The sequence below is a fragment of the Nonomuraea sp. NPDC047529 genome (assembly GCF_040642995.1).
In the GTDB taxonomy this organism is placed as follows: domain Bacteria; phylum Actinomycetota; class Actinomycetes; order Streptosporangiales; family Streptosporangiaceae; genus Nonomuraea.
In genome coordinates, this window is sequence record NZ_JBEYTJ010000002.1 from 496,094 (window position 1) to 513,033 (window position 16,940).

At 72.5% G+C, this 16,940-nt stretch carries 15 protein-coding genes; 8 read left to right on the forward strand and 7 right to left on the reverse strand.

Features of this window, described 5'->3' with window-relative positions; genetic code table 11:
* Positions 1–3 precede the first annotated feature (3 nt).
* From infB to rimP, 4 genes are all read right to left on the reverse strand, one after another.
* Positions 4–3,114, reverse strand: coding sequence for a translation initiation factor IF-2 (infB, locus tag ABZ815_RS05895; protein WP_357694416.1), 3,111 nt, complete (start codon positions 3,112–3,114; stop codon positions 4–6).
* 125 nt (positions 3,115–3,239) lie between these two features.
* Positions 3,240–3,539 (reverse strand): YlxR family protein, encoded by a 300-nt coding sequence (locus ABZ815_RS05900; RefSeq protein WP_357694418.1) that lies wholly within the window; start codon positions 3,537–3,539, stop codon positions 3,240–3,242.
* A complete protein-coding gene (nusA, locus tag ABZ815_RS05905) occupies positions 3,523–4,527 on the reverse strand; it encodes a transcription termination factor NusA (RefSeq protein ID WP_357694420.1) in 1,005 nt (334 codons plus the stop codon). The genes ABZ815_RS05900 and nusA overlap by 17 nt, the downstream gene beginning before the upstream one ends.
* 12 nt (positions 4,528–4,539) lie before the next feature.
* On the reverse strand, positions 4,540–5,034 hold the full coding sequence (gene rimP, locus ABZ815_RS05910; protein WP_357694422.1) for a ribosome maturation factor RimP: 495 nt from the start codon (positions 5,032–5,034) through the stop codon (positions 4,540–4,542).
* Positions 5,035–5,318: 284 nt separating this feature from the next.
* On the opposite strand from rimP, the gene ABZ815_RS05915 reads away from it, so the two are divergent.
* Positions 5,319–5,816, forward strand: coding sequence for a hypothetical protein (locus ABZ815_RS05915; RefSeq protein WP_357694424.1), 498 nt, complete (start codon positions 5,319–5,321; stop codon positions 5,814–5,816).
* Positions 5,813–6,289: a ferritin-like domain-containing protein gene (locus ABZ815_RS05920; RefSeq protein WP_357694426.1), complete on the forward strand. Its 477-nt coding sequence runs from the start codon at positions 5,813–5,815 to the stop codon at positions 6,287–6,289. The genes ABZ815_RS05915 and ABZ815_RS05920 overlap by 4 nt, the downstream gene beginning before the upstream one ends.
* 89 nt (positions 6,290–6,378) lie before the next feature.
* On the opposite strand, the gene ABZ815_RS05925 is transcribed toward ABZ815_RS05920, so the two are convergent.
* Positions 6,379–8,121 carry a proline--tRNA ligase gene (locus ABZ815_RS05925; protein ID WP_357694428.1) on the reverse strand — a complete coding sequence of 581 codons (1,743 nt, stop codon included), beginning with the start codon at positions 8,119–8,121 and terminating at the stop codon, positions 6,379–6,381.
* Between the two features lie 118 nt (positions 8,122–8,239).
* Positions 8,240–8,911 carry a hypothetical protein gene (locus ABZ815_RS05930; RefSeq protein ID WP_357694430.1) on the reverse strand — a complete coding sequence of 224 codons (672 nt, stop codon included), beginning with the start codon at positions 8,909–8,911 and terminating at the stop codon, positions 8,240–8,242.
* Between the two features lie 133 nt (positions 8,912–9,044).
* Here ABZ815_RS05930 and ABZ815_RS05935 point away from each other — a divergent pair, with 133 nt between their 5' ends.
* Positions 9,045–10,067, forward strand: a complete 1,023-nt coding sequence (locus tag ABZ815_RS05935; RefSeq protein ID WP_357694432.1) for an acyl-CoA dehydrogenase family protein — start codon at positions 9,045–9,047, stop codon at positions 10,065–10,067.
* A gap of 6 nt (positions 10,068–10,073) precedes the next feature.
* On the opposite strand, the gene ABZ815_RS05940 is transcribed toward ABZ815_RS05935, so the two are convergent.
* Positions 10,074–10,547, reverse strand: coding sequence for a hypothetical protein (locus ABZ815_RS05940; protein ID WP_357694434.1), 474 nt, complete (start codon positions 10,545–10,547; stop codon positions 10,074–10,076).
* 101 nt (positions 10,548–10,648) lie between these two features.
* On the opposite strand from ABZ815_RS05940, the gene ABZ815_RS05945 reads away from it, so the two are divergent.
* The 5 genes from ABZ815_RS05945 (at position 10,649) to ABZ815_RS05965 (ending at position 16,937) form a co-directional block, all read left to right on the forward strand.
* Positions 10,649–11,716, forward strand: coding sequence for an LLM class flavin-dependent oxidoreductase (locus tag ABZ815_RS05945; protein WP_357694436.1), 1,068 nt, complete (start codon positions 10,649–10,651; stop codon positions 11,714–11,716).
* Positions 11,713–12,777 carry a hypothetical protein gene (locus tag ABZ815_RS05950; protein WP_357694438.1) on the forward strand — a complete coding sequence of 355 codons (1,065 nt, stop codon included), beginning with the start codon at positions 11,713–11,715 and terminating at the stop codon, positions 12,775–12,777. Before ABZ815_RS05945 ends, ABZ815_RS05950 begins: the two co-directional genes overlap by 4 nt.
* Positions 12,778–12,793: 16 nt before the next feature.
* The gene (locus ABZ815_RS05955) at positions 12,794–14,335 is read left to right on the forward strand and encodes an AMP-binding protein (protein WP_357694440.1); all 1,542 of its coding nucleotides are present in this window, start codon (positions 12,794–12,796) and stop codon (positions 14,333–14,335) included.
* Between the two features lie 152 nt (positions 14,336–14,487).
* On the forward strand, positions 14,488–15,810 hold the full coding sequence (locus tag ABZ815_RS05960) for an FAD-dependent oxidoreductase (protein ID WP_357694442.1): 1,323 nt from the start codon (positions 14,488–14,490) through the stop codon (positions 15,808–15,810).
* 8 nt (positions 15,811–15,818) lie between these two features.
* Positions 15,819–16,937 (forward strand): aldolase, encoded by a 1,119-nt coding sequence (locus ABZ815_RS05965; RefSeq protein WP_357694443.1) that lies wholly within the window; start codon positions 15,819–15,821, stop codon positions 16,935–16,937.
* Positions 16,938–16,940: the final 3 nt, after the last annotated feature.

A 16,940-nucleotide genomic window follows, 5' to 3' on the forward strand; every position in this document is an offset into this window, starting at 1 on the left:
GGGTCAGACCCGCGGCTTCTCCCGCATCTCGAACGTCTCGATCGTGTCGTCGATCCGGATGTCGTTGTAGCCGACACCGATACCGCACTCGAAGCCCTCACGGACCTCGGTGGCGTCATCCTTGAAGCGACGCAGGGACGAGACGGTCAGGTTGTCGGCGATGACGACGCCATCGCGGATCACCCTGGCCTTGCTGTTGCGGACGATCGTGCCGGAGCGGACCAGCGAACCGGCGACGTTGCCGATCTTCGGCACCTTGAAGACCTCGCGGACTTCGGCGGTGCCCATCTGGACCTCTTCGAACTCGGGCTTGAGCATGCCCTTGAGCGCCGCTTCGATTTCCTCGATCGCCTGGTAGATGACCGAGTAGTAGCGGATGTCGACGCCCTCGCGCTCGGCCAGGTCGCGCGCCCGAGGCTCGGGGCGGACGTTGAAGCCGATGATGACCGCGTTGTCGTCGGCGACGGCCAGGTTGACGTCGTACTCGGTGATGGCGCCGACCGCGCGGTGCAGGACACGGAGCCTGACCTCGTCGCCGACGTCGATCTTGAGCAGGGCGTCTTCCAGGGCCTCCACCGAACCGGACACGTCACCCTTGATGATGAGCTTGAGCTCGTCGACGCGACCCTTCTCGAGGTTGCTGAACAGCTCCTCGAGGGTGAGGCGGCGGCTCGACTTCGCCATGTCGGCGCTGCGCTTGCGCGCCGCGCGCTGCTGGGCGATCTGGCGGGCCATGCGGTCGTCGGTGACGACGATGAAGTTGTCACCGGCGCCGGGAACGGCCGTCAGACCCATCACCAGGACCGGACGCGACGGCGTGGCCTCTTCGACCGCGTCGCCGTTGTCGTCGAGCATCGCGCGGACGCGGCCGAAGGCCTCGCCACACACGATCGAGTCGCCCACGCGCAGCGTGCCGCGCTGGACCAGGACGGTCGCGACGGGGCCGCGGCCCTTGTCGAGGTGGGCCTCGATCGCGATGCCCTGGGCGTCCATCGTCGGGTTGGCCCGCAGGTCGAGCTCGGCGTCGGCGGTGAGCAGGATGGCCTCGAGGAGGTTGTCGATGCCCGTGCCGTTCTTCGCCGAGATGTCGACGAACAGGGTCGAGCCGCCGTACTCCTCGGCGACCAGGCCGTACTCGGTGAGCTGGGCGCGGACCTTGTTGGGGTCGGCACCCTCCTTGTCGACCTTGTTGACCGCGACCACGACCGGCACGTCGGCCGCCTGGGCGTGGTTGAGCGCCTCGATCGTCTGCGGCTTCACACCGTCGTCGGCCGCGACCACCAGCACCGCGATGTCGGTGGACTTGGCGCCTCGGGCACGCATGGCGGTGAACGCCTCGTGACCCGGGGTGTCGATGAAGGTGATCTTCCGGTCTTCGCCCTCGTGCACCGCGGGGACCTGGTAGGCACCGATGTGCTGGGTGATGCCACCGGCCTCGCGCGCCACCACGTTGGTCTTGCGGATGGCGTCGAGCAGCTTGGTCTTACCGTGGTCGACGTGACCCATGACGGTCACGACCGGCGGACGCGCGGCAAGGTCGCCCTCGTCGCCCTCGTCCTCGCCGAACTCGATGTCGAAGGCCTCGAGAAGCTCGCGGTCCTCCTCCTCCGGGCTGACGACCTGGATGTTGTAGTCGAGCTCCGCGCCGAGGAGCTGCAACGTCTCCTCGTTGACCGACTGGGTCGCGGTCACCATCTCGCCGAGGTGCAGCATGATCTGCACGAGCGAGGCGGGGTTCGCGCCGATGCGGTCGGCGAAGTCGGACAGCGACGCACCGCGCGGCAGGCGGATCGTCGCGCCGTTGCCGCGAGCGACCTGCACACCGCCGATCGCCGGCGCCGACATGTTGTCGAACTCCTGGCGCCTCTGACGCTTGCTCTTACGACCACGCGCGGGACGGCCACCGGGACGCCCGAACGCGCCCGCCGTGCCACCGCCGCGACCACGGCCGCCGCCACCCGGACGACCGGCGAAACCACCGCCGCCGCCACCGGGACCACCGGTGCCGGTACGGGGACCGGCGCCGCCGCCACCGGGACGACCGGCGAAACCGCCGCCGCCACCGGGACGACCGCCGCCACCGCCGGGACGGCCACCGCCGCCACCGCCGCCGGGACGACCGCCACCGCCGCCACCACCGGGACGCGGGCCACCGCCCGGACCGGCAGGACGACCCTGCGGCATCATCATCGGGTTGGGACGCGGCCCACCCGGACGGGGACCACCCGCGCCGGGACCGGGACGCGGACCGGCCGCACCGGGCGGACCGGGACGCGGACCAGCGGGACGCGGACCGGCCTCGCCGCCGCCACCGGGACGCGGCGGACGGGGACCCGCGCCGTCACGCGGCGGACCCTCACGACGCTCGCGCTGGCCGGGGCCACCGCCGTCGCGGCCACCGCCGGGACGCGGCGGACGGGACTGGCCCATGCCGCTGGCGTTGGACGAGAACGGGTTGTTGCCCGGACGCGGGCCACGCGGACCCGGCTTGGGACCGGGACCAGGACGCGGGCCGCCGCCTGCGGGCGCACCCGGACGCGGAGCCTGCTGCTGACCGCCGCCGCCACCGGAAGGCTGCCCGGGACGAGGCGCCGGACCGGGCTTGGGACCCGGACGGGCGGCGGGACCCGGACGCGGCCCCGGAGTCGGACGCGAGGGCGCGCCGGAACCGGCCGCGCTCTCGAAGCGGGCCTGCGGAGCCCCGGAGGTCTCGCCGCGCGCCGCCTCGGGCTGCTGCTGCGGCTGGTGGGGCATCGGCACCGGCGGACGCGGCTGAGCGCCGGTCGCGGGGCCGGGACGCGGGCCGGGCCTCGGACCCGGACCTGGACGCGGAGCAGTTGGGGTCGGCGCCTCCGCGGCGCCGTTGCCGGCCTGCTGTTCGGCCGGACGGGGCGCAGCCTTCGGCGGCTGCGGCCTGTTGGACGACGAACCGCCGCCCCTGGAGGGCCCACCCTTCGATGCGCCCAGAGCTTCGGTGAGCCTGCGGACCACCGGCGCCTCGATGGTCGAGGACGCCGAACGGACGAACTCCCCCATCTCTTGGAGCTTGGCCATGACGACCTTGCTCTCTACGCCGAACTCCTTAGCGAGCTCGTATACCCGGACCTTCGCCACTGCACTCCCTTACTCGGCCCGGGAGGCTGGCTGTGCCGTCCGGACCGTCGTTAACTTGACGTCTTCATCGCCGCGTGCTCATCAGGCGCTCATAGCAATCTGACTCCGCCCATCAACTCGGCGTCCTACATGACATTTCGTGATTCTCCCTCCAGGTGTGCCCGCACACCTGCGACGTCAAGCGGCCCCGGCACGCGGAACGCGCGCGGGAACGCTCGGCGGCGCTCGGCGAGCTCCAGACAGCTCAAGGACGGATGCAGCGATGCACCGCGGCCAGAAAGCCGTCCTCGCAGATCAGGGACCACATGGTCCTCGATCCGCACCAGACGGAGCAGCTCGGACTTAGCCGTGCGAACCCTGCAGCCCACACAGGTGCGCTGTGGGGCCGCGTGGCCACCATATTCCAGCTTACCGTGTTGACGCATCTACGGAACCGGCGGCATCCTCGGCTTGGGTGTCAGGCCGGATGTCAATGCGCCATCCGGTGAGCCTGGCGGCAAGCCGGGCGTTCTGCCCTTCCTTACCGATGGCCAGCGAAAGCTGGTAGTCGGGGACCGTCACTCTTGCGACCCGTCCTTCGAGATCGAGAACCTCGACATGGGAAACACGCGCAGGAGACAGCGCATTCCCCACGAAGTCGCCCGGATCCTCGGACCAGTCGATGATGTCGATCTTCTCGCCGTGCAGCTCGGTCATCACGTTGCGGACGCGCGAGCCCATCGGGCCGATGCAGGCGCCCTTGGCGTTGACGCCCGGCTTGCGCGACCTGACCGCGATCTTCGTACGGTGGCCGGCCTCGCGGGCCACCGCGGCGATCTCGACGGTGCCGTCGGCGATCTCGGGCACCTCCAGCGCGAAGAGCTTCTTGACCAGGCCGGGGTGGGTGCGCGACAGCGTCACCGACGGCCCCTTGTGACCCTTCTTCACCTGCACCACGTAGGCGCGGATGCGCTCGCCGTGCACGTAGTCCTCGCCGGGGACCTGCTCGGCGTGCGGCAGGACGGCCTCGATCTTGCCGAGGTCGACCAGCACCACGCGCGGGTCCTTGCCCTGCTGGATCACACCCGAGACCAGCTCGCCCTCGCGGCTGGCGAACTCGCCGAAGTTGATCTCGTCCTCGGCGTCGCGGAGCTGCTGCAGGATGACCTGCTTGGCGGTGGTCGCGGCGATCCGGCTGAAATTGCCCGGAGTGTCGTCGAACTCCCTGACGACGTCGCCCTCGTCGTCGAGCTCGGCCGCCCAGATCGTGACGTGACCGCTGCCGCGGTCGAGCTCGGCGCGTGCCTTGGGCGCAGCGCCCTCGGTGCGGAAGTAGGCGATCAGCAGCGCGTCCTCGATCGCCTTGACGACCAGGTCGAAGGAGATGTCCTTCTCCCGCTCCAGGCTGCGCAGGACGCTCATGTCGATGTCCACGAGGCTTCCCCCTTAGCCTTCGTCGCCGTCGACGTCGTCGGTGTCGTCGATCCGGCGGAACTCCACCTGCACCCGGCCTCGGGTCAGGTCCTGGTAATCGAGCCGGCGCGCGGAGCCCGCGACGTCGAGGTCGACGCCGCTCTCGTCCGCCGCCAGGATGCGGCCCTCCACCACGGTGCCGTCTCTCATCTCGGCCTTCACCAGCCGCTTGGCGGCACGGCGCCAGTGGCGCGGCTCGGTGAGCGGGCGGTCGACGCCCGGAGAGGAGACCTCAAGCGTGTAGGCGGCCTGCCCCATCACGTCGTCCTCGTCGAGCGCGGTGGAGACGGCCTGGCTCACGTCGGCGATGTCGTCGAGGCTCACGCCGCCGTCGCGATCGACGATCACGCGCAGCAACCGCCTCTTGCCCGCCTGGGTGACCGTGACGTCCTCCAGATCGAGGCCCTCCGCGCCGACCACAGGCTCCAGGAGCTTCATCAGGTGGTCGCGGGATGATGCGCTGCCCATATCGACCTCCCCTATTGTCATGTCTCAGCCGGGCGGACCTCGCCACTGGCTCTCCGTCGGCCGGCTGCGCAGCCAGCGACGACAGTTGACACCCTATCTGTACGGAGGCACGAGGAGAGCGCCACTCGTCGTGGTCGAGTGGCGGAGCGTCGCCTGACGGCGTTCCCGGGCACCAGCCCGTACGATGCTATCTGCGCCCGCAGTCACCTGGAGCCGTCTCCGGCGGCATCCCGGTCACCGGGGTCCGTCGTCACCGGGTCCGTAGTCACCGGAGGTCCAAGCCCGTGCGCCCGCGTCACCTCTCCAGGCGAGCCGTGCTGGCGGGCGGAGCGGCCGCCCTGACGGCCTGCAGCGCCTCGGGCCCGGCCAAGCCCGCGGCCCCTGAGCCCGACTCGCCCGAGACCGTCCTGCTGCGGCAGGTGATCGCCGACAAGGAACGCACGGTCGCCCTCTACTCGGCGCTGATCGCGGGCGGCGCCGAATCCCTGGAGCCCTTCCGCGCCCGTCACCAGGCGCACCTGGCCGAGCTGCGCAAATACCTGCCCGCGGGCACACCGCCCGCCGCCACGCCGACCGCGCCGGTCTCGCCGGGCGCGTCGCCCGCCGCCACGCCGTCGAAGTCCCCCAAGCCCTCGTTGGCGCGGCTGCGGGACGTCGAGCGCCGGGCGGCGGCCCAGCGGCCCCGTCAGCTCGCCGGCCTGTCCCCCGGCGTGGCCCAGCTCATCGCCAGCATCGGGGCGTGCGAGGCGGTCCACGCCGTGTCGCTGCCGAAATCATCGTGAACGGGGTCGTGGTGGACGGGGACGACATCGAGAAGCTGCGCAAGGCCCTGGCCGCCGAACACGCCGCCGTGTTCGCCTACGGCCTCCTGGGGGCGCGTACGAGCGGCGCCCTGCGGGACCTGACCGGCGCCGCGTACGACGCCCACCGGGCCCACCGCGATCAGCTCCGCAGCCTGATCACCAGCCGCGGGGGCAGGCCGAACGAGTCGGAGCCCTCCTACGCGCTGCCGTACGTGCCCACGGGCGGCGCGCAGGCCGCCCGGCTGGCGGCGCAGGTGGAGAACGGCATCACGGCCGCCTATCTGGAGCTGGCCGCCGCCGGCGACGCGACGCTGCGCAGGTACGCGGCGCTGGCCATGCAGGAGTCGGCGACCCGCGCCTACGCCTTCCAGCCGGCACCGCCCGCGGCCTTCCCCGGCATGCCGGGCAGCAGCCCCGCCCCGACGACGTCGCCGTCGCGCCCCGGCGGCTGACCACCGCGGGGCCGGACCGGTGGCGTGGCCCCGACGGGGGCTGACCACCGCGGGGCCGGGACGGTGGCCCGGCCCCCACGGCGGGCGGGTCAGCGGCAGGCGGCCAGGATGCGCGTGGCGGCCTCGGCGAGGGGGATCTCCTCCTTGACGCCGGTCACCCGGTCGCGCAGCTCGATGACGCCCTGCGACAGCCCGCGCCCGATCACCACGATCGTCGGCAGGCCCAGCAGTTCGGCGTCCTTGAACTTGACGCCGGGCGAGACCTGGGCACGGTCGTCGACGAGCACCCGCAGCCCCTGCGCCTCCAGCTCGCCGGCCAGCTCAAGGGCGGCCTCGACCTGGTTCTCCTTGCCGGTGCCGACGATGTGCACGTCGGCGGGCGCGACCTCGCGCGGCCACACCAGGCCGAGCTGGTCGTGGGCCTGCTCGGCGATGACGGCCACGGCCCGGGAGACGCCGATGCCGTACGAGCCCATGGTGATGCGGACGGGCTTGCCGTCGGGGCCGAGGGCGTCGAGGCCGGCCGCGTCGGCGTACTTGCGGCCGAGCTGGAAGATGTGGCCGATCTCGATGCCGCGGTCGATGGACAGCGGGGAGCCGCAGCGGGGGCAGGGGTCGCCCGCGCGCACCTCGGCGGCCTCGATCGTGCCGTCGGGGACGAAGTCGCGCCCGGCGACCACGTCGACGGCGTGCTTGCCGGGCTCGTTGGCGCCGGTGACCCAGGAGGTGCCGGTGACGACGCGGGGGTCGACGAGGTAGCGGATGCCCAGCTCGCGCAGGACCTGCGGGCCGATGTAGCCGCGTACGAGACCGGGGTGGGCGGCGAAGTCGGCGGCCTCGAAGATGGCGGGCTCGCCGGGCGAGAGCGCGGCCTCCAGGCGCTTGAAGTCGACCTCGCGGTCGCCGGGCACGCCGACGATCAGCGTCTCGACCTTGTCGGAGCCGGGCGTGGTGACCTTGACGACGACGTTCTTCAGCGTGTCGGCGGCGGTGACGGACAGGCCGTGGCGCTCGTTGACATAGGACACCAGCGACTCGATGGTCGGGGTGTCGGGCGTGTCGAGGACCCGCATCGGCGCGGCGCCGTCGAGGTCGCGGACGGCCGGCGGGGTGGTGGTGACGGCCTCGGCGTTGGCCGCGTAGCCGCAGGAGTGGCAGGCCACGAACGTGTCCTCGCCGGTGGGGGTGGGCGCCAGGAACTCCTCGGAGGCCGAGCCGCCCATCGCGCCCGAGGTGGCGAACACGATCTTGTACTCGATGCCGAGCCGGTCGAACGTGCGGATGTAGGTCTCGCGGTGCTGCTCGTAGGAGCGCTTGAGGCCGTCGTCGTCGAGGTCGAAGGAGTAGGAGTCCTTCATCAGGAACTCGCGGCCGCGCAGGATGCCGGCCCTGGGCCTGGCTTCGTCGCGGTATTTGGTCTGGATCTGGTAGAGCGTGACCGGGTAGTCCTTGTACGAGGAGTATTCGCCCTTGACCATGTCGGTGAAGAGCTCCTCGTGCGTGGGGCCGAGGAGGTAGTCGGAGCCCTTGCGGTCCTGGAGCCGGAACAGCAGGTCGCCGTACTCGGTCCAGCGGCCGGTGGCCTCGTAGTACTCGCGGGGCAGCAGGGCGGGGAAGAGCACCTCCTGACCGCCCATCCGGTTCATCTCCTCGCGGACGATCCTGGTGACGTTCTCCAGCACCAGCTTGCCGAGGGGCAGCCACGAGTAGATGCCGGGCGCCACGCGGCGGACGAAGCCGGCGCGGACGAGGAGCTTGTGGCTCGGCACTTCCGCGTCTGCCGGGTCGTCCCGCAGGGTGCGAAGAAACAACGACGACATGCGCAGCAACACGGCTACTCCTTGCTCGGGCCTGGATGTGAAGGACTACAGGCTATCGACTCGGGGAGCCATGCCGCTCGGCGTTAAACGGGCGCGTACGGACGAGAGGCCGGATCGCCGGGGCGTGCGATCAGGCGGAGAGGGGCAGCCAGCCGCCCACGAAGACGGCCAGGCCCACCGAGAACAGGCCCGCGAAGACGGCCGAGACGGCCAGCGCGCGCACGCGGGCCCGCCTGTTCCTGCGCAGCACCACGACCAGGGCGACGGCCAGCAGCGCGACCACGGTGGCGGGTCCCGGCCAGAACGCCGGCTCGCTGTCGATGAACCCGGGGGTCGCGCGGTCGACGACGTCGGCGATGAGCAGGGCGCCGATCGCGCCCGCGGCCAGGTCGCCCCAGGCGTCCCTCCTGCGGGTGACGTAGGCGAGCAGGCCGAGGCCGACGAGCAGGCCGACCGTCCAGTTCAGGCCGGCGACGCCGCCGCCGATGATGTCGAAGCCGTCCGCACCGCGCAGCGCGCTCGCGCCCATGGCCGCGACCAGGGTGGACACCGCCGCCAGGAACGTGGTCAGCAGCGCCCAGCCGAACCCCGACGCGGTGGCGCCCACGACCAGCGCGAGGGTCAGGTAGGCGTACGGGTCGTAGAGCTGGCCGAACCAGACCGGTCCTTTGCCGGCGGTGAGCATGCCGACCAGGCCCACGGCCAGTCCCGCCAGGAAGGCCGCCAGCACGTGGTGTTCCATGCGGCGCAGACGCCGGTCGCATTCGGCGAAGTCGGCGTACTCGATTGCGGTGTGGTTCATCTTCATTCCCTGGTCAATCCCTCCCCCGGAAATGTCTAGGGATGACCACATCCAGATTATGTATCCATCCTAAAAAGGCAAATTTCGGTCATCCGGATCTAAGGCAAGCAATCGCTTGGTTTAGGATGCTCGGGTGACCCTCTCCGATGAGCTCGGCGCCGTCGTCCGCGCCTATCTCGCCGACCGGCCGGACGCGACATGGCAGGCGTTCGCGCGCGACGTGGGCGTGGCGGGGCTGCTCGTGCCCGAGCGGTACGGCGGCGCCGGCTGCGGCCCGCGGGAGGCGGCGGCCGTGGCCGAGGAGCTGGGACGCGCGCTGTCACCCCACCCGTTCCTGCAGTCGGCCGTGATGGCCGTCGGCGCGCTCATGGCCGACGGGGACGGCGCGGCGCGCGCGCGGCTGCTGCCGGAGCTGGCCTCGGGGGCGGCGACGGCGACCGTCGTGCTGCCGGGCGACGGCGACCTGCTGCTGGAGGGCGACCGGCTCTCGGGGGCGGTGCCGTACGCGCTGGAGGGCGAGGTCGTGCTCGCCTACGCCGGCGGGCACCTGGTGGAGGCCGTGCCGACGCGGCGGGCGGCGTACCCGACCGTGGACGAGACCCGGCCGCTGGTCCGCCTCGCCTTCGACCGCGCACCCGTGCGGCTGCTGGGCCCGGGGACGTCGTGGGCCCGCGTACGGGACCTCGGGATCGCGGCGCTGGCGGCCGAGCAGACCGGCGGCGCGGCCCGCTGCCTGGAGATGGCCACCGAGTACGCGCGGTCGCGGCGGCAGTTCGGCCGGCCGATCGGCTCGTTCCAGGCGATCAAGCACAAGCTGGCCGACGTGCTGCTGCTCGTGGAGTCCGCCCGCTCGGCGGCACACGCGGCGGCACACGCGGCGGCACACGCGGCGGCACACGCGGCGGCGGAGTCGGCGGAGTCGGCGGCCGAGTCCGCAGCGGAGCCGGACGTCTTCGCCGCCGTGGCGGGGTCGTACTGCGCGGAGGCCTACCTGACGGCGGCGGGCGAGAACATCCAGGTGCACGGCGGGATCGGGGTGACCTGGGAACATCCGGCGCACCGGTATCTCAAGCGGGCCACGTCCGACGCCCAGCTCCTCGGCCCGCCGCAGGCGCACCGCGCCCGCCTGGCCCCGCACGTCTTCGGCGAGGCGTAGCACGGCTCAGCCGCCGAGCAGCTCCTCCCACGGATGGCGGGTGTTGGTGCGGCGGGTGGTGTCGAGGGCCTCGGCCAGGCGCCACAGCCCGGGACGCGCACGCACCCGCGCCCGGCCCATGGGGTCGACCGCGCGCAGCTCGAACCGCACGCCCATCACCTCCAGCACCGCCGAGCCCGCGCCCGAGTGGCCGGCGGCCGCGGGCTCGGACTCGTCGGCGTCGCCCGCCTGCTCGGCGAGCAGCGCGGCCACCTCCGAGGCGTAGGGCCCGTCGCGCCACTCGATGTGCCAGCTCCGGTCGGCGCCGCGCCACCACGTCAGGTCGCGGCAGCACTCGATGAAGTCGGCCTCGGTCGCGAGGGCGGCCATCACCCGGCCGAACGCCTCGTAGCCGCGCGCGTCGGAGAGTGAGGGATCGTCGTCGCCATGGTCGTGGAACGTGCCGTCCTTCGACCGCCGCAGCGCGTGCTTTCGCCTCACGAGCAACCACTCTGATCGGCGGCGCGCCCTTCCCGCAAGACTTCGGCCCTGATAGTCTCTACCAAGCGAGCGCTTGGTTTACTACTTTCGCCGGAGGCGCGATGACGTCCCTACGGATCAGCCTGGGGTACGAACTGGAGGTCCGCGGCCGCACCCGCGAGGTCGAGCAACAGGCGTTCCAGAACGTGATCGAGCAGGTCGTCCTCGGCGATCGGCTCGGGTTCGACACGGCCTGGTTCGTCGAGCACCACTTCACCAGGGGCTTCTCCCACTCCTCCGCCCCCGACCTGGTCCTGGCGGCCATCTCCCAGCGCACCGAGCGCATCCACCTGGGGCTCGGCGTGGTGCTGCTGCCGTTCCAGTCCCCCATCCGCACCGCCGAGCGGGTCGCCACCCTCGACGTGCTGAGCGGCGGCCGGGTCGAGTTCGGCACGGGACGCGGCGCCTCGCCCCTGGAGTACCAGGCCTTCCAGAAGCCGTTCGAGAAGTCGCGGCAGATCTGGGAGGACTCGCTGGAGGCCATCCTGGCCATCTGGCGGGCCGACGGCGAGCCGGTCAGCAGGTCGAACGAGTTCTTCGAGATTCCCGACGTGGCCGTCTACCCGCGTCCGGTCCAGGAGCCGCACCCGCCCGTGTGGGTGGCCTCCACCTCGCTGGAGGGCTACCTGGCCGCCGCCCGCCACGGCTACAACCTGCTGGGCATGACGATGCTCAAGGGCATCGACGACGTCGCCGCCGACATCGCGAAATATCGGGAGTGCCTGGCCGAGAGCGGCTTCGACCCCGACTCCCGCCGGGTCGCCCTGATGATCCCCTGGTTCGCCGCCCCCACCCGGGACGAGGCCACCGCCACCGCCGCCGACGCCGTCCTGTGGTACATCCGCCGCCAGGTCAACCTGGTCACCCCGCCCGACTACTACGACGCCCGGCACGCCACCCACCGCGTGCTGGGCCAGCTCGCCGCCGGGATGCCGCCCGAGGAGGCCATGGCCACGCTGCGCGAGCACCTCATGGTCGTGGTGGACGACGTGGAGGGCTCGCGCAAGGCCCTGGCCAGGATCGCCGAGGCGGGCGCCACGGACCTGATCATCCAGGCGCAGGTCGGCGGGCTGGCCCACGAGAGGGTGTGCGAGTCGATGACGCTGTTCATGAACGAGGTGGCCCGTTGACGGCCGCCCGCTGGCTGACCCGCGACGACCTCGCCGCGACCGGACGCTCCGCCGAAGGGCTGCTGCTCGTGGCCCCCGACCTGTCCAGCGTGTTCCCGGCCGGCCCGCAGGAGGCCGCCGCGACCGGGCTCACCGGGGCGGCGCTGCGCGCGGCCGGCGTCGGCGGGCGTGACCGGGTCGTGGTGGCGCTCGCCGAACCGGCGGGCGCGCTGTGGGCCGCCGCCGCCGCGGACGTCGCGCGGGCCGCCGCCGCGGTCGGGCCGCGCGGCCGCCTGCGCCTGCACCACGCGCTGACCGCGCTCGGCGCGACCACGCTGGTCAGCACGCCGACGGGCGCGATGGACCTGCTGGCCCGCCTGCATCTGGAGTTCCTCCTCGACCCGCTCGACCTCGGGCTGGAACACATCGTCCTGACCGGCGAGATCGCCTCCAAGCGCACGATGGGACACCTGGCGGGCGAGTTCGGCTGCGCGGTCACGGAGGTGCTGGCCAACCCGTTCGGCGGCGGCGCGCTCGCGTTCAGGACGGCCGAGGACGCGCCGCTCACCCCGCTCGCGGACGGCGTGCTGGGCCTGGCCTCGCTGACCAAGGACGACCGGGCCGGTCAGGAGGCCGCGCTGGCCGAGCTGGTCGTCACGCCGTCCGGGCACCCGACGCTGGGCGACGCCGTGCTCAGGACCGGGCTGGTGGCCAGGGCCGACGGCTCCGAGCTGCCCGCGCCCGCGCACACCGTCGGCGAGCACGTGCTGGTCAGGGGCGTGTGGCTGGCGTTGCCCCGGATCGAGAAGGCACTGTCGAAGATCGACGGCGTGACCGGCTGGGAGTTGTCGGTCGAACGTCAGGGCACCCTGGACGCCGCCGCCCTGACCGTGTCGTTCGGCCGGGAGAGCCTGATCAGGAACCCCATGTGGCGGTCGAGGATCGAGCAGGCCGTACGGGCCCTGACCCCGATCTCCGTCGACGTGCGGATCGCCCAGGACGTCCAGGAGACCCCTGCGCCCGGCACTGTGGACGACCGGCGCGGCCACCATCTCGGACGGGACAGAGCCCTCCTCAGCTAGCGCGACGGAGTAGCCGATGGCATCGATGCCCGACTGGGGGACGCTCCCCCGCATGCTGCGCGACCAGGCCGAACGCCATCCCGACGACGTCGTGGTCGTCGAGGGCGGCGCCCGGGTCACGCTGTCGGAGCTCAGGGCGGGAGCCGCCGAGGTGGCCCGCGGCCTGATCGCCCTCGGCGTCGGGCCCGGCGACCGGGTGGCGATCTGGGGCTCGAACTCGGCGTCCTGGGTGCGGCACGCGTTCGGCGTCTGGGACGCGGGGGCCGTCCTCGTGCCGTTGTCGTCGCGGTACAAGGGCATCGAGGCGGCGGGGCTGATCGCCCGTACCGGGGTGAAGGTGCTGATCGTCGGCGATCCGCCGCTCGCCGGTCTGCTGCCGCCTCTGGACGGTCCGGTGACCGTCCGCGCGGCGGGCGACCTGGACGCGGGCGGGGTGAGCGGGCGGGTGGCCGAGGAGCGGGCGCTCGGGGTCGGGCCCGGCGACCTGTGCGAGATCATGTCCACGTCCGGCACCACGGGCACGCCCAAGGGGGTGATGCTCGACCACGCCCAGGTCCTGCGCGGCTACTGGGACTGGGCGGAGATCGTCACGCTGGACGAGCACGACCGCTATCCGGTGATCGCGCCGTTCAACCACGGGTTCGGGCTGAACGCCGGGCTCGTCGCCTGCGTGCTGCGCCGGGCCACGATGTTGCCGATCCCGTCCTTCTCGCCGGACGCCCTGATGTCGCTGATCTCCGACGAGAGGGTGACGATCCTGGCCGGGCCGCCCACTCTGTTCGCCCGGATCCTGGACGAGCTGGAGCGCGCCGACCGGGACGTCTCCTCGTTACGCGTGGCCATCTGCGGGGCCGCGTCCGTGCCCGCCACGCTGATCACCCGGCTGGCCGAGCGGGTCGGCCTGGAACGGATGATCAACGCGTACGGGCTGATGGAGGGCACGGTCGTGTCCATGACGCGGGCCGGTGACCCCATCGACGTGGTCGCGAACACCACCGGCAGGGCCGTACCGGGCATCGAGATCAAGATCGTGGACGACGACGGCGAGCAGGTCGCGCCCGGCACGCGCGGCGAGATCCTGCAACGCGGCTACGGCGTCATGCGCGGATACTGGGACGAGCCCGCCAGGACCGCCGAGGTGATCGACGCCGACGGCTGGCTGCACACCGGCGACATCGGCGTGCTGGACGAGGCCGGCAACCTCGCCATCGTGGACAGGAAGAAGGAGCTCTACATCGTCAACGGGTTCAACGTCTCCCCCGCCGAGGTCGAGGCGCTCCTGCTGCGGGAGGGCTCGCTGGCCCAGGCCGCCGTGGTCGGCGTGCCCGACGCGGTCTCCGGCGAGGCCGGCGTGGCGTACGTGGTGCCCCGGCCGGACGCCCGCGTCACCGCCGTCGCGCTGCTGGACTGGGCGAAGGCCAACATGTCCAACTACAAGGTGCCCAAGCGCGTCGAGGTGGTGGACGCGCTGCCCGTCAACGTCAACGGCAAGGTCGACAAGCTCGCCCTGCGTTCCCGGGCCGTCTCCGGACCACCGGCGTTTCAGGGGCTGCCATGAGCGGCCGCGTGGGCGAGAATCCGAAGAGGACGGCATTGACGGGAGACGGGTTCATCCGCGCGGCCGACCGGGGATACATCGAGCACACGGGCCGGTTGCACCTCTAGGGACGCGTCCTCCGCGTCGCACCTTCACCGGCATGAGGAGGCAGCGTGGCGTTGCACGTGGCGGTCATCGGGTCGGGCCCCGCCGGGATCTACACGGCTGAGGCACTGGTCAAACAGTCGGGCGAGGCTGTCCGGGTCGACGTGCTCGAACGGCTGCCCACGCCGTACGGGCTGGTCAGGTACGGCGTGGCGCCCGACCACACGTCGATCAAGTCGATCGCGAACTACCTGCGCAGGGTGCTGGAGCTGCCCCAGGTGCGCTTCCTCGGCGGCGTCACCCTGGGCCGCCACGTCTCCGTCGAGGACCTGCTCGGCGTCTACGACGCGGTCGTCTACTGCACGGGCGCGATGGTCGACCGGCGGCTCGGCATCCCCGGCGAGGACCTGCCGGGGAGCGTGGCGGCCACCGACTTCGTCAACTGGTACTGCGGCCACCCCGACGTCGATCCCGGCCGGTTCACTCTCGACAGCTCCGAGGTCGCGGTGATCGGGGTCGGCAACGTGGCCGTCGACGTCGTCCGGGTGCTGGCCAAGACCGCCGAGGAGCTGCGGCACACCGACGTGCCGCACGACGTCCTCGACCGGCTGAGCCAGAGCCAGGTCAAGGCGATCCACATGGTCGGCAGGCGGGGGCCCGAGCACGCCAAGTTCACCCTGAAGGAGCTGCGCGAGCTGGGCGAGCTGACCAACGCCGACGTGTGCGTGCGCCCGGACGAGGCGGCCGTGCTCGGCGCCGACTTCCCGCGCCAGGTCCAGGGCAACATCAACGTCCTGCAGTCGTGGGCCGGCCGCGAGCCCGTGGGCCGTCCGCGCCGCCTCGACGTGCGCTTCTGGCTGCGTCCTGTGGAGATCCTGGGCGCCGACCGGGTCGAGGGGCTCCGGCTGGAGCGCACCCGCCTGTCGGAGGAGGGCCGCGTCGTCGGCACCGGCGAGTACGAGACGCTGCCCGTCGGCATGGTCCTGCGCTCGGTCGGCTACCAGAGCGTCCCACTGCCCGGCGTGCCCTTCTCCGAGCGGACGATGACCGTGCCCAACGAGGCCGGCCGGGTGCGCCCGCGCGAGTACGTGGCGGGCTGGCTCAAGCGCGGTCCGACCGGCGTCATCGGCACCAACAAGTCCGACGCCGCCGAGACGGTCCGCACGCTGCTGGCCGACCTGGAGGGCGAGCCCCTGGAGGGCGGCGCGCGGGTGCCGCGGCCGTCGGTCGAGTCGCTGCTGGCCGAGCGCGGCGTGCGGCCGGTGACCTACGACGACTGGCTGGCCATCGAACGGGCCGAGGGCGAGCTGGCCAGGTCGCTCGGCCGGGGCGAGCGCGTCAAACTGGTCGGCGTCGACACCATGCTCCGCGCCTGCGCCCACCTGGAATGAGCCCGTACGTGAACGATGAGCCCGTGCCCGGTTTCGCCGAGGTCCACGCGGTCCAGCAGGCCCGCTTCCCCATGGCCGAGCCGGGCTGGCAGCCGGTCCACACGGTCTACGTGCCCGCCGACCGTTTCTCCGCCTCGACCGTCGCCGAGTGGGGCGAGCAGGCGTTCTCGCTGGCCAAGGCCCATCTGGAGGCGTTCGCCCCCGACGTGCGCGACCGGGTGCTCGGCAAGCTGGCCCGCGAGCCGGTCGAGGACCTGCGGATCGACTTCGAGGACGGCTACGGCGTGCGCCCGTACGAGGAGGAGGACGGGCACGCCGAGCGGGCCGCGCGGGCCGTGGCCGACCTGCACGCCGCCGGCACGCTGCCGCGCCGGTGGGGGCTGCGGGTGAAGTCGTTCGCCGACGGCGACCCGGCGAGGTCGGTGCGCACGCTCGGCGGCTTCCTGACCGGGGTGCTGGAGCGGGCCGGCGAGCTTCCCGCGGGGTTCACGGTGACGTTCCCGAAGGTGCTCATGGAGGAGTACCTCGGGCAGTTCGCGGGCGTCCTGGACCGGCTGGAGGCGCGCCTCGGCCTGTCCGGGCTGCGCTTCGAGATGCAGGTGGAGGCCCCGCAGACGCTGCCCTTCCTGCGCGCCGAGCTGCCCGGGTCGCTCGGCGGGCGGCTGGCCGCGGCGCACTTCGGCGTGTTCGACTACACCGCCGCCATCGGCCTGCCGCCGCACGAGCAGCGGCTCGACCATCCGGCCTGCGACCACGCCAGGCACGTGATGCAGACGGCGTTCGCGGGCACGGGCGTCGAGCTGTCCGACGGTTCGCTGGCCGCCGCGCCCGCCTCCGACCGGGCCGAGGACGTCCACGCCCTGTGGGGACGGCACGCCCGGCTGGTCGGCCACTCGCTGGCCCACGGCTTCCATCAGGGCTGGGACATGCACCCGGCCCAGCTTGTGAGCAGGTTCGCCACCGTCTACGCCTTCCACCTGGCCCGTTACGACTCCTACCGGGAGCGCGTACGTTCCTGGGAGGAGGGGCGGGCGTCCGGGGGCGGCGTCATGGACGAGCCCGCCACCGTCAAGGCGCTGGCCGCCGCCCTGCGCCGCGCCGACGCGGCCCTGTCCATCCGAACCTGAGGG

What these genes read in the sequence shown, in the direction of transcription:
- ABZ815_RS05900 (WP_357694418.1), bottom strand. Translation starts at nt 3,539, where the DNA reads ATGCGTCAACACGGTAAGCTGGAATATGGTGGCCACGCGGCCCCACAG.
- rimP (WP_357694422.1), bottom strand. Translation starts at nt 5,034, where the DNA reads ATGGGCAGCGCATCATCCCGCGACCACCTGATGAAGCTCCTGGAGCCT.
- ABZ815_RS05930 (WP_357694430.1), bottom strand. Translation starts at nt 8,911, where the DNA reads ATGAACCACACCGCAATCGAGTACGCCGACTTCGCCGAATGCGACCGG.
- ABZ815_RS05945 (WP_357694436.1), top strand. Translation starts at nt 10,649, where the DNA reads ATGACGTCCCTACGGATCAGCCTGGGGTACGAACTGGAGGTCCGCGGC.
- ABZ815_RS05955 (WP_357694440.1), top strand. Translation starts at nt 12,794, where the DNA reads ATGGCATCGATGCCCGACTGGGGGACGCTCCCCCGCATGCTGCGCGAC.